Raw genomic sequence first — 10,295 nt, 5'->3', positions numbered from 1 at the left:
TTCAGGAGAAAGACGATCTCCTGCCGCAATCGGTCACCAATTCCAGCGACGAAGGCACTCCTTTCGCCCAGGCGGAAGGCGCCGAGCAAAACTCGGACACGCCGGTCTCCGCCGCAAAACCCGTCGACCCCGAGTGGAAGTCCGTCACCGTCGCCAGTGGCGACACCCTGTCGACCGTATTCGCCAAGGCCGGCCTGTCGACCAGCGCCATGCACGATATGCTCGCCAGCAGCAAGGACGCCAAGCGCTTCACCCATCTCAAGGTCGGCCAGGAGGTCAAGCTCAAGCTCGACCCCAACGGCGAGCTGCAAGCCCTGCGGGTCAAGCAGAGCGAGCTGGAGACCATCGGCCTGGACAAGACCGCCAAGGGTTATGCCTTCAAGCGCGAGAAAGCCCAGATCGACCTGCACACCGCCTACGCCCATGGCCGCATCACCAGCTCGCTGTTCGTAGCCGGGCGCAACGCCGGTCTCCCCTACAACCTGGTCACCTCGCTGTCGAACATCTTCGGCTACGACATCGACTTCGCCCTCGACCTGCGCGAAGGCGACGAGTTCGATGTGATCTACGAACAGCACAAGGTCAATGGCAAGCAGGTGGCCACCGGCAACATCCTCGCCGCCCGCTTCGTCAACCGCGGCAAGACCTACACGGCGGTGCGCTATACCAACAAGCAGGGCAACACCAGCTACTACCGTGCCGACGGCTCGAGCATGCGCAAGGCGTTCATCCGCACGCCGGTGGATTTCGCTCGCATCAGCTCGCGCTTCTCCCTCGGCCGCCGGCATCCGATCCTGAACAAGATCCGCGCCCACAAGGGCGTCGATTACGCCGCGCCCATCGGTACGCCGATCAAGGCGACCGGCGACGGCAAGATCCTCCAGGCCGGACGCAAGGGCGGATACGGCAACGCCGTGGTCATCCAGCATGGCCAGCGCTATCGCACCATCTATGGGCACATGAGCCGCTTCGCCAAGGGCATCCGTTCCGGCACCAGCGTGAAACAGGGGCAGATCATCGGCTACGTAGGCATGACCGGTCTGGCGACCGGCCCGCACCTGCACTACGAGTTCCAGATCAACGGTCGCCACGTCGATCCGCTGAGCGCGAAGCTGCCCATGGCCGACCCGCTCGGCGGCGCCGATCGCAAGCGCTTCATGGCGCAGACCCAGCCAATGATCGCGCGCATGGACCAGGAAAAGAAAACCCTCCTGGCCCTGAACAAGCAGCGTTGATCATGCCTCGCTACCTGGGGCTGATGTCCGGCACCAGCATGGACGGGATGGACATCGTCCTGATCGAGCAAGGTGATCGCACCACCTTGCTCGCTTCCCACTACCTGCCCATGCCCGCCGACCTGCGCGAGGACATCCTCGCGCTCTGCGCACCGGGTCCTGACGAGATCGCCCGGGCCGCCGATGTCGAGCGGCGCTGGGTCGGCCTGGCGGCACAAGGTGTCGGCGAACTGCTGCGACAGCAGCGACTGGCTCCTGGCGCGGTCCGCGCCATCGGCAGCCACGGGCAGACCATTCGCCATGAACCCGCCCGACACTTCACCGTGCAGATCGGCAATCCCGCCCTGCTGGCGGAACTGACCGGCATCGATGTCATCGCCGACTTCCGCCGCCGCGACGTCGCCGCCGGAGGCCAGGGCGCGCCGCTGGTGCCAGCCTTCCACCAGGCGCTGTTCGGGGATTCAGGCAAGGCCAGGGCGATCCTGAACATCGGCGGCTTCAGTAACGTTTCGCTGCTCGCTCCCGGAAAACCGGTGCGCGGTTTCGACTGCGGACCGGGCAATGTCCTCATGGACGCCTGGATCCACTGCCGGCGCGGCGAGCATTTCGACCGCGACGGCGCCTGGGCCGCCAGCGGGCGGGTGAACGACGATCTGCTGGCATCCCTGCTGGCGGACGAATTCTTCGCCACCCGGGGGCCCAAGAGCACCGGGCGGGAACGTTTCAATCTGGCCTGGCTGCAGGAACGTCTGGCCGGCCATCCCGTCCTTCCCGCCGAGGACGTCCAGGCGACCTTGCTGGAACTAAGCGCCCGCAGCATCAGCGAGTCGCTGCTGGACGCCCAGCCGGAGTGCGAGGAAGTGCTGGTATGTGGCGGTGGCGCCTTCAATGCGGCGCTGATGGCACGTCTCGCCGCGCTGATGCCCGCGGCACGGATCGCCAGTACCGACGCATACGGCATTCCCCCCGCCTGGATGGAGGGCATGGCATTCGCCTGGCTCGCCCATCGCTTCCTCGAGCGCCTGCCCGGCAATTGCCCGGACGTCACAGGCGCTGCGGGGCCGAGGGTCCTCGGCGCGCTCTATCCCGCCTGAAACGAAAACGCCGCGCGGTTGCGCGGCGTTCTTCAGGCCTCCGGCCGGATCAGATCGAGAACGACTGCCCGCAACCGCAGGTCGTCGCGGCGTTCGGGTTCTTGATCACGAACCGCGAGCCCTCCAGACCTTCCTGGTAGTCCACTTCGGAACCGGCCAGATACTGGAAGCTCATCGGATCCACCACCAGGCCGACGCCATCGCGCTCGATCACCGTATCGTCGTCGGCGATGTCTTCATCGAAGGTGAAACCGTACTGGAAGCCCGAACAACCGCCGCCGGTGACGAATACCCGCAGCTTCAGGCGAGGGTTACCCTCTTCGTCAATCAACGTCTTCACCTTGTTGGCTGCGCCTGGGGTAAAGAGCAGGGGCGTAGGGGTGAAGGTTTCGATGCTCATGTTTCCGAATCTCCCGGCTTGAGGCCGTGCGTTACAACATTACGCCCATTATCCTCTTGTCCCAGAAAAATGGTCAACTAATCCACAGTTTCCACGCTGGCCGGCAGCTCCAGCGGGCGCGGGCTGGCCTCGGTCATCGGACACAGGCGACCATCGATCTGGGCGCCCATGGCAGTCTCGATCAAGCCATAGTGCAGATTGCCCTTCACCCTCGCCTGAGCCCCCAGTTCCAGCCGCTCGATGGCATGGATGTCGCCATCCACCTGGCCATCGATGATCACGTGGGGCGCACGGATCTCACCGTCCACCCGGCCTCCGACGCTGACCCGTACCAGCCCTTCGTGGGCCTGCAGGGCGCCGCGCACGGCACCGTCGATCTGTACCGCCCCCTTCAGGTTCATGTCGCCAACCAGTTCGGCACCGCTGGCGATCAGGCTGGTCTGGCCGGTGAAACGCTGGACGTCAGCCCGGCCCTTGTTCTTGCTCCACATAATGGTCACTCACTGCTTCGGCCAATCGAAACGGCGCTGTAGCGGTTTGGACTGGCCATTCAGCTCTGCGCGTACGTCGATCAGCGTCGGGATGAAGTTCTTCGGCAACTCCAGTTCGGCGAAACGTCCCGCTTCGGGAATCGACTGGAAATGCCGGAGGGAAATCGACAGCCCTGTCTTGCCCAGTTCCGGCGAGAGCTGTTCGAGGTCGTAACTGGTGTCCTTGCGCGCCAGCTTGCCGCTGATGCGGACTTTCAGCCGCCCGTCGAGCTTGCGCTCGTCCTTGCCCAGGCGGCTGAGCATCACCTTATAGCGGAAGCGCAGCGGATTGTCCGTGCCTTGTACCTCAAAGGCGCGGATCTCCAGCGCATCGGTCTTGCTCGCCGGTGCGACCACGCCCTTGTAGAAGGCGATGTCCTGCTGCTGCTTGAACACCTGCTCCTCGAGCAGCTTGATCGTCTGCCGGCTCTGCTCGATGGCCTGCTGCCCCAGGCGCTCGCCACTGCGAAGCACCTCGACCTCGGTACGCAGGCGCTCCAGTTCGGTTTTCTGCTCGCCGATCAAGGCCTCCTGGCGTTGTGCCTCAGCCTCGCTGCGGGCGTTGTCCGCGCCCGTCGACCAGCGGCCGCCGAAAAACGCCAACGGAACCGAGAGCAGCAGCGCACCGATGCCGAGACGGGCCAGCCAGGCCCGTCTCGGATCACGAAAGCGGAGTTCCCAGCCGGACATCAGGGGAGCAGGGCCGCATGCGAAAGACCCAGACGCTCATCCAGCCCGAACAGGATGTTCATGTTCTGCAGCGCCTGCCCGGAGGCGCCCTTCACCAGGTTGTCGATCACCGACAGCACCACCACCAGGTCGCCGCCCTGCGGACGATGCACGGCGATCCGGCAGACGTTGGCACCGCGTACGCTGCGGGTCTCGGGATGGCTCCCGGCCGGCATCACGTCGACGAAAGGCTCGTTGGCATAGCGCTTCTCGAACAGCGCCTGGAGGTCGACCGAACGATCCGCGACATGCGCATAGAGGGTTGCATGGATGCCGCGGATCATTGGCGTCAGGTGCGGCACGAAGGTCAGGCCGACCTCGCCGCCCGAGGCCCGGCGCAGCCCCTGGCTGATCTCCGGCAGGTGGCGATGGCCCTTGACCGCATAGGCCATCATGCTTTCGCCCGCCTCGCAGAACAGCGAGCCAACCTTGGCACCCCGACCTGCGCCGCTGACCCCGGACTTACAATCGGCGATCAGCCGCGAGGCATCGGCCAGACCGGCCTCCAGCAGCGGGATGAGGCCCAGCTGGGTGGCCGTGGGGTAGCAGCCCGGCACGGCGATCAGGCGCGCCTGGCGGATCTTCTCGCGGTTCACTTCCGGAAGACCGTAAACGGCTTCCTCGAGGAGCGCCGGGGCGCCGTGCGGCTGGCCATACCAGCGCGCCCACTCCTCGGCGTCCGCCAGGCGGAAGTCGGCGGACAGGTCGATGACCCGGGTCCCGGCATCCAGCAACTCGCCGGCCAGCGCGTGCGCCACCCCGTGCGGCGTGGCGAAGAACACCACGTCGCAGGCGCCCAGGCGCTGCGTGTCCGGCACGCTGAACTGCAGGTCGTCGTAGTGACCTCGCAGGTTCGGGTACATGTCGACGACCTTCACCCCCGCCTCGGAGCGCGAGGTGATCACCTCCACCCGAGCCTGGGGATGCTGCGCCAGCAGGCGCAGCAGTTCCACGCCCGTGTAACCCGTACCGCCAACGATGCCGACCTTGATCATCTGTCCATCACTCCGCGCGCTGAGGCAAGCTAGCCAAAAGAGGTCAATGATAAGAGCCGAGCGCCGGCATGAACAGCGCTGGGCATCCGGCTTTGCGACCGGTTCGGCCCTTCGGGGCGGGAGTCTATCCCAGCGCAGGAGGACAGAAATCGCCGCAGGGGCCTATCCGAATACTCCTACCTGCTATGCAGCCATATCAGCCGCCATATCAGACAGCGACAAGCCACCAGGGTGACGCTTCCCACCCATCCCTCTACTATCGGGGCACCGTGATCAAGAGGATGTCCTGATGTACCTGTGGCTCAAAGCCTTCCATATCATCGCCGTGGTCTGCTGGTTCGCCGGCCTGTTCTACCTACCACGCCTGTTCGTCTACCACGCCATGAGCGAGGACCAGGCCAGCCGGGAGCGTTTCTGTGTCATGGAGCGCAAGCTGTACCGGGGAATCATGATGCCGTCCATGCTCGCGACCCTGGTCCTCGGCTTGTGGATGCTCTACCTAACCCCCGGCTGGCTGAGCCAGGGCTGGCTGCACGCCAAGCTGACCCTGGTGCTGCTGCTGGTCGGCTACCACCACGCCTGCGGCGCCATGCTCAAGCGTTTCGCCCGCGGCGAGCCGGGCCGCAGCCATGTGTTCTACCGCTGGTTCAACGAAGTCCCTGTACTGTTCCTGCTGCTGATCGTCCTACTGGTGGTGCTCAAACCTTTCTGACCCTGGAGTCCTGACATGTCCTTGCCCGCCCTGCTCGACCAACGCCTGCGACTGCCGATGGTGGCCGCGCCGATGTTCCTGGTTTCCAACCCGCAACTGGTGCTGGCCTGCTGCCGCAACGGCATCGTCGGCAGCTTCCCGGCGCTCAACCAGCGCGATAGCAGCGGCTTCAAGGGCTGGCTGGAAGAGATCGAGGCCGGCCTGGCGGAGTTGGACAACCCGGCGCCCTACGCGGTGAACCTGATCGTGCACAACACCAACCCGCGACTGCAGGCCGACCTGCGGATCTGCGTCGAGCAGCGGGTGCCGATCGTCATCACCAGCCTCGGCGCGGTACGCGAAGTGGTGGACGCGGTGCACAGCTACGGCGGCCTGGTATTCCACGACGTGACCACCCGCCGCCATGCCGAGAAGGCCGCCGAGGCCGGTGTCGACGGGCTGATCGCGGTAGCCGCCGGGGCTGGCGGCCACGCCGGGACCTGGAGTCCGTTCGCGCTGGTCGCGGAGATCCGCCAGTTCTTCGACAAGACCCTCCTGCTGGCCGGCTGCCTCAACCATGGCCATGAGATCCTCGCCGCGCAGATGCTCGGCGCCGACCTGGCGTACCTCGGCACACGCTTCATCGCCACCCGCGACAGCAATGCCTCCGACGCCTACAAGCAGATGATCCTCGAGGCGCGAGCCGCCGATATCGTGCACACCCCGGCGGTCTCCGGGGTCCCGGCGAGCTTCATGCGGCAAAGCCTCGAGGCTGCCGGCTACGACCTGAAACGCCTGACCGACAAGGCGGACATGAACTACGGCGAGAAGCTCAAGCCGGTGAACGATGAAGCCAAGGCCTGGAAGACCGTATGGTCCGCCGGCCAGGGCGCCGGCAACATCGACGACCTACCCGCCGTCGACCAACTGATCGCCCGCCTCGATCACGAATACCGCGACGCCCTGCAGAAGGCGAATCGCCTGGCGACCCGCTGGCCGCGCTGAAACCGCCCCGCCAGGCGGTCCGGCTTGTGCGGGATTTCTCATCTCGCGCTTGTGAGCGCCAGGGCCGCCGATTTAGGCTGTCGGCTGCATTTCTCTCACCCCAGCTGACAAGGATGCCTGCATGACCGACCAACGCTTCAAGATCGTCTTCTCCGGCGAGCTGATGCCCGACGCACAGCTCGAGGCCGTGAAGGACAATCTCGCCCGCCTGTTCAAGAGCGAACCGGGCAAGATCGACGCCCTGTTCGGCGGTCGCCCGGTGGTGCTGAAACGCGAGCTTCCGGAAGCCGAGGCCGATCGCTACCTGGCCGCCCTGCACCAGGCCGGCGCCAACGCCCACAAGGAGGTCGACCTGGCCGCCAGCCTGAGCCTGGTGGAAACGCCCGAGCACAACCCCCCGGCCGCGGACGAGCCCCCGGCGCAGGACCTGCCGCCGATGACCTGTCCCAAGTGCGGCCATGAACAGCCCAGCGCGCCGGAGTGCGCGGCCTGCGGCATCATCATCGAGAAGTACCTGGCACGCCAGGCGCAACTCGGCGAAAACACCGCGCCTGCGGCGGCGACCGCCGCGGCCGCCTCGCCCTATACCCCGCCCAGCGCCCAGGTCGGCGACGCCCTTCCCGCGTACGGCGAGCTGAACGTCTTCACCACCAACGGGCGGATCGGCCGCCTGCGCTATCTCGGCTGGTCGATGGCGATGACCCTGTGCTTCATGCTCATCATGGGCCTGGGCTTCCTGCTCGGCGAAACCGTCGGCGTGGCCGTCACCGTCCTGGCCTCGATCGCCTTCATCGTCATCGCGGTGATGATCGGCGTGCAGCGCCTGCACGACCTCGGCTGGTCGGGCTGGCTCTGGCTGCTCAACTTCGTACCCTTCGTCGGCAGCGTGTTCGGCATCCTGATGCTGGTCCTGCCCGGCAGCAACGGCGCCAACCGCTACGGCCCGCCGCCGCCGGCCAACAGCACCGGAGTGAAAGTCCTAGCCAGCCTGATCGTCCTGTTGCCGATAGTCGCTATCATCGCCGCCATCGCCCTGCCCTCCTACGAGGGTTACCTGGAGCGCGCGAACTATGAAGGCGGCGCCAGCGAACCGTACACGATGGAGGAACAGGCTTCCGCCGCGGCGGCAGAGGCCAGTGAAGCCGCCACCGCAGCGGCGGAGACCCTGGAAGAAGACCAGCAACAGTAACCACGCAACCCCTCGCGACGGGCGGGGTCCAATCCCCCGTCCGTTTCGGAGAAGTCTCGAATGCCCCGTTATGCCCTGATCACCGGCGCGTCCAGCGGTATCGGCCTGGCCCTCGCCGAAGCCCTGGCCCGGCGCGGCCGCGCCCTGATCCTGGTGGCGCGCCAGCGCGACGCGCTGGAGAGCATCGCCTACGAACTGGCACAGCGTTTCGGGGTGGAGGTGCTGTTCCGTACCTGCGACCTTGCCGAACCGCTGCAGTTGTCCGGGCTGTTGCACGAACTGGAGCAGGGCGAACGGCAGATCGACCTGCTGGTGAACAACGCCGGGATCGGCAGCGCCGGTCCGTTCGTCGACCAGGAGTGGGCGCGCGAGCAGGAGCTGATCGAGCTCAACATTCTCGCCCTGGCCCGCCTCTGCCACGCCCTCGGCACCCGCATGGCGGCACAGGGCGGTGGGCAGATCCTCAATGTCGCCTCGGTGGCGGCCTTCCAGCCCGGCGCCTGGATGAGCAACTACTACGCGAGCAAGGCCTATGTCCTGCATTTCTCCGAAGGCCTGCGGGAAGAGTTGAAAGCCCGCGCTGTGAAAGTCTCGGTCCTGTGCCCCGGGCCGACCCGGACCGCGTTCTTCCGCGAAGCCGGGATGCGCCTCGGCAAGCTCGAGCAGGGCAAGCTGATGATGTCCCCCGAGGAAGTCGCCCTGCTGGCCCTGCGCGGGCTGGACAGGAACCGCGCGCTGATCGTTCCCGGCTGGCGCAATCGCCTGCTCGCCCTGAGCCCGCGCCTGGCGCCGCGCTGGCTGGTGCGCAGGATCGCCGCGCGGCTCAACGCTTCGACGCTGCCCTCCGCGCCACGGGCCTGAGCGGCACCCGCTCAGTCCGCCGGTACCGCCCGCCCGTTGGCCCAGGCCCGCAGCGTGGCGAGCCTTTCCGCCATCAGCACCGACAGCGGCGAGGTCCGCGCCAGTTCCTTCAGCAGCAACTCCTGATCCACCGCCTGCTGCCGCGCCTGCCCGGCATACAGCGCCGCCACCACCGCCTGCTCGATCTCCGCGCCACTGAATCCCTGGCTGGCGGCCGCCAGCGCGGCGAGGTCGAACTGCGCCGGCTCCAGTTCGCGGCGCTGCAGATGGATGCGAAATATCTCGGCCCGAATCTCCGGTGCCGGCAGGTCGACGAAGAACAGCTCGTCGAAGCGCCCCTTTCGCACCAGTTCCGGCGGCAGACGGTCGATGGCGTTCGCCGTGGCGACCAGGAACACCGGCGCCTCGCGCTCGGCCATCCAGGTCAGCAGGGTGCCCAGCACGCGCTGGCTGACACCGTTGTCCTGATCGCCGCCGGAAAGCCCTTTCTCCACCTCGTCCATCCACAGCACACAGGGCGCCATCTGCTCCGCCAGCCGCAGCGCCTCGCGCAAGTTGCGTTCGGTTTCGCCGAAGTACTTGTTGTAGAGGCAGGCGAAATCCAGGCGCAGCAGCGGCAGGCCCCAGAGGCCGGCCACCGCCTTGGCCGCCAGGCTCTTGCCGGCGCCCTGCACGCCCACCAGCATGATGCCCTTGGGCTGGTCGCCGGGCTTGCCGGCGAGAAATGCCGACTGCCGCTCGCCGAGCCAGCGCTTGAGCGCCGTCAGCCCGCCGACCTCGGCGAAGCGCGCGGTGTCGTATTCGAAGCTCAGCACGCCTTCCAGGTCGAGCAGTTGGAACTTGGTGCGGTTCAGTTCGGGCAGGTCTTCCTGGGTGATCGCCCCGTCGTTGCAGATCACGTTGCGCGCCAGCAGGCGCGCCTCGGCGTGGCTGAGCCCGCGCAGGTTCTTCACCACCTGCTGCAGGGTGCGGTTGTCGGTGCGTACCCGCGCGCCGCGATTGCGCTCGCTCCAGCGTGAAGCCTCCTCGCGGACGATGCCGAGCAACTCGTCCTCGCTGGGCAGGGACAGCGAGAAGCGTGCGGCGAAGCGTTGCACCTCGGCCGGCAGCTTCAGCGCATGGGACACCAGCACCACCGTCGGCCGATGGTTGCCCTCGGCCATGGCGATCTCCTTGAGCAGGCGCACCAGGATCGGGCTGTCGCCGAGGAACGGATGCAGGTCGCAGAGCACGTAGAGATTCGCCTGCCGGTCATGCCTGATCAGCCGCAACGCCGCCACCGGGTCGCTGCTGTCCTCGTCACCCAGCGGCTCGCCGCCGAAGCCCAGGCGCTGCACGCCCTCGGTCACCGACCAGGTGTACAGTCCGAGACCGCGCTTGATCGCCAGACCGGTGAGGGTCTCCATGACCTTCGGTTCGTCCCAGGACTCGATGAGGATCAGCTTGACCCGGGAATCCAGCACCAGGCCCAGGTCGTGTATATCGTTCTTCACCGCGTCTCCTCACGCTTGGGTGGTCGCGACGGGCGCCGCTACACTCGGGGAATACCGAAATCGGAGGGAACGC

The 10,295-nt window shown here is 66.5% G+C and carries 11 protein-coding genes (1 of these 11 only partly in view); 6 read left to right on the top strand and 5 right to left on the bottom strand.

The window, feature by feature from the left end; translation table 11 throughout:
- On the top strand, positions 1 to 1,235 hold the 3' portion of the coding sequence (locus PSPA7_RS03855) for a peptidoglycan DD-metalloendopeptidase family protein (protein WP_012074221.1). 172 nt of this gene lie to the left of the window's left edge; the window shows 1,235 of its 1,407 coding nt (coding positions 173-1,407); its start codon lies beyond the left edge, outside the window; its stop codon occupies positions 1,233 to 1,235.
- 2 nt (positions 1,236 to 1,237) lie between these two features.
- The gene (locus tag PSPA7_RS03850; RefSeq protein ID WP_034000208.1) at positions 1,238 to 2,329 is read left to right on the top strand and encodes an anhydro-N-acetylmuramic acid kinase; all 1,092 of its coding nucleotides are present in this window, start codon (positions 1,238 to 1,240) and stop codon (positions 2,327 to 2,329) included.
- Between the two features lie 49 nt (positions 2,330 to 2,378).
- Here the strand turns inward: PSPA7_RS03850 and erpA are convergent, their stop codons facing one another.
- The 4 genes from erpA to argC all read right to left on the bottom strand — a co-directional run bounded on the left by erpA (position 2,379) and on the right by argC (position 4,983).
- Complete coding sequence (gene erpA / locus PSPA7_RS03845) at positions 2,379 to 2,729, bottom strand: iron-sulfur cluster insertion protein ErpA (protein ID WP_003085254.1); 351 nt, start codon at positions 2,727 to 2,729, stop codon at positions 2,379 to 2,381.
- Positions 2,730 to 2,806: 77 nt separating this feature from the next.
- The gene (locus PSPA7_RS03840) at positions 2,807 to 3,229 is read right to left on the bottom strand and encodes a bactofilin family protein (RefSeq protein WP_074197375.1); all 423 of its coding nucleotides are present in this window, start codon (positions 3,227 to 3,229) and stop codon (positions 2,807 to 2,809) included.
- Positions 3,230 to 3,949: a DUF6776 family protein gene (locus PSPA7_RS03835; RefSeq protein ID WP_003150123.1), complete on the bottom strand. Its 720-nt coding sequence runs from the start codon at positions 3,947 to 3,949 to the stop codon at positions 3,230 to 3,232.
- The gene (gene argC, locus PSPA7_RS03830; protein ID WP_012074218.1) at positions 3,949 to 4,983 is read right to left on the bottom strand and encodes an N-acetyl-gamma-glutamyl-phosphate reductase; all 1,035 of its coding nucleotides are present in this window, start codon (positions 4,981 to 4,983) and stop codon (positions 3,949 to 3,951) included. The genes PSPA7_RS03835 and argC overlap by 1 nt, the downstream gene beginning before the upstream one ends.
- A 289-nt stretch (positions 4,984 to 5,272) precedes the next feature.
- Here argC and hemJ point away from each other — a divergent pair, with 289 nt between their 5' ends.
- From hemJ to PSPA7_RS03810, 4 genes are all read left to right on the top strand, one after another.
- Complete coding sequence (gene hemJ / locus PSPA7_RS03825; RefSeq protein ID WP_003150125.1) at positions 5,273 to 5,695, top strand: protoporphyrinogen oxidase HemJ; 423 nt, start codon at positions 5,273 to 5,275, stop codon at positions 5,693 to 5,695.
- Positions 5,696 to 5,710: 15 nt separating this feature from the next.
- Positions 5,711 to 6,679, top strand: a complete 969-nt coding sequence (locus PSPA7_RS03820) for an NAD(P)H-dependent flavin oxidoreductase (protein WP_012074217.1) — start codon at positions 5,711 to 5,713, stop codon at positions 6,677 to 6,679.
- Between the two features lie 121 nt (positions 6,680 to 6,800).
- Positions 6,801 to 7,868: a DUF805 domain-containing protein gene (locus PSPA7_RS03815; protein WP_012074216.1), complete on the top strand. Its 1,068-nt coding sequence runs from the start codon at positions 6,801 to 6,803 to the stop codon at positions 7,866 to 7,868.
- A gap of 60 nt (positions 7,869 to 7,928) precedes the next feature.
- A complete protein-coding gene (locus PSPA7_RS03810) occupies positions 7,929 to 8,729 on the top strand; it encodes an SDR family NAD(P)-dependent oxidoreductase (protein WP_012074215.1) in 801 nt (266 codons plus the stop codon).
- An 11-nt stretch (positions 8,730 to 8,740) separates the two neighbouring features.
- Here PSPA7_RS03810 and PSPA7_RS03805 read toward each other — a convergent pair whose 3' ends face one another.
- A complete protein-coding gene (locus tag PSPA7_RS03805) occupies positions 8,741 to 10,222 on the bottom strand; it encodes an AAA family ATPase (RefSeq protein ID WP_003150128.1) in 1,482 nt (493 codons plus the stop codon).
- Positions 10,223 to 10,295 lie beyond the last annotated feature (73 nt).

The sequence above is a fragment of the Pseudomonas paraeruginosa PA7 genome, assembly GCF_000017205.1.
GTDB classification, from domain to species: domain Bacteria; phylum Pseudomonadota; class Gammaproteobacteria; order Pseudomonadales; family Pseudomonadaceae; genus Pseudomonas; species Pseudomonas paraeruginosa.
This window is presented reverse-complemented; position numbering and strand designations above follow the sequence as displayed.

What these genes read in the sequence shown, in the direction of transcription:
- PSPA7_RS03820 (WP_012074217.1), top strand. Translation starts at nt 5,711, where the DNA reads ATGTCCTTGCCCGCCCTGCTCGACCAACGCCTGCGACTGCCGATGGTG.
- argC (WP_012074218.1), bottom strand. Translation starts at nt 4,983, where the DNA reads ATGATCAAGGTCGGCATCGTTGGCGGTACGGGTTACACGGGCGTGGAA.
- PSPA7_RS03815 (WP_012074216.1), top strand. Translation starts at nt 6,801, where the DNA reads ATGACCGACCAACGCTTCAAGATCGTCTTCTCCGGCGAGCTGATGCCC.
- hemJ (WP_003150125.1), top strand. Translation starts at nt 5,273, where the DNA reads ATGTACCTGTGGCTCAAAGCCTTCCATATCATCGCCGTGGTCTGCTGG.
- erpA (WP_003085254.1), bottom strand. Translation starts at nt 2,729, where the DNA reads ATGAGCATCGAAACCTTCACCCCTACGCCCCTGCTCTTTACCCCAGGC.
- PSPA7_RS03810 (WP_012074215.1), top strand. Translation starts at nt 7,929, where the DNA reads ATGCCCCGTTATGCCCTGATCACCGGCGCGTCCAGCGGTATCGGCCTG.
- PSPA7_RS03850 (WP_034000208.1), top strand. Translation starts at nt 1,238, where the DNA reads ATGCCTCGCTACCTGGGGCTGATGTCCGGCACCAGCATGGACGGGATG.
- PSPA7_RS03835 (WP_003150123.1), bottom strand. Translation starts at nt 3,949, where the DNA reads ATGTCCGGCTGGGAACTCCGCTTTCGTGATCCGAGACGGGCCTGGCTG.